The sequence below is a fragment of the Aliidiomarina iranensis genome, assembly GCF_003987135.1.
In the GTDB taxonomy this organism is placed as follows: Bacteria; Pseudomonadota; Gammaproteobacteria; order Enterobacterales; family Alteromonadaceae; genus Aliidiomarina; species Aliidiomarina iranensis.
Map to the genome: position 1 here is coordinate 1 of NZ_PIPJ01000033.1, position 767 is coordinate 767.

General features: G+C 50.5%; 1 protein-coding gene. It reads right to left on the minus strand.

Translation table 11 applies throughout. The features are described from left to right. Window positions 1–99: 99 nt before the first annotated feature. On the minus strand, window positions 100–767 hold a 668-nt coding region (locus CWE08_RS12105), incomplete at its 5' end, for a MipA/OmpV family protein (protein ID WP_133306944.1).

Consider the following 767-nt stretch of genomic DNA (forward strand, 5'->3'; position numbering starts at 1 on the left):
GCTACACCACCTCAGTAAAAAACCGCTCTCTTGGTATAAGAGAGCGGTTTTTAATACGCTTTTCAGCGTTCATATTGCTAAAACACGTTGTGAAACGGTTTAGAACACGTAAATAAACCCGATACCTACTTCTGCTTCATAGTTATTGCGCGCTATTGGGCTATCGGAAATATCGCTGCTATATCTTTCGTAGAGTACTTCGCCGAAAATTTGCCAGTTTTCGTTGATGTAATTACGGTAGTTGTAATGTACGCCAATCGAGCGAAAGCCTCCGCTCAGGTTGGTTTCAGCTAACCCTGATGCAGCGGCTTGTGTTGCATCTATGCCGAAATCCGTATTGGCGAGGTCGCTGTCGTGAAACACCGCAACAACGGCTAGTTCAGAGCCAGAACCATCGAGGCGTTCGCCAAAGCGGCGGCCAACCCCAAAGATACCAAGGTTGCCGTTCTCACCCGCAACAACTCGGCCATCTAAATAATAGCGCCAATCAGCAGCAAACGCTCTACGCGCTTGCAATGCAAACTCAACGCCCTCGTCGGTGTCGCCAAGCCCATCGAGCCGGCCATCATCGGAATCACCTTCTTCACGCCCTTCTTCAAAGCCGATAATGGCTTCGAGCAACCAGGTATCATTTCGAAGACCACGCCACCCGAGCGCTTCGCCAGCGAAGAAGAAAATATCATCGCCACTGCGCCACTGCACAGCGCCGGCTGGCTGTGGCTCGAATCCGAACTCATCGGAGCCCTCATAAGCTGATTCATATTCAA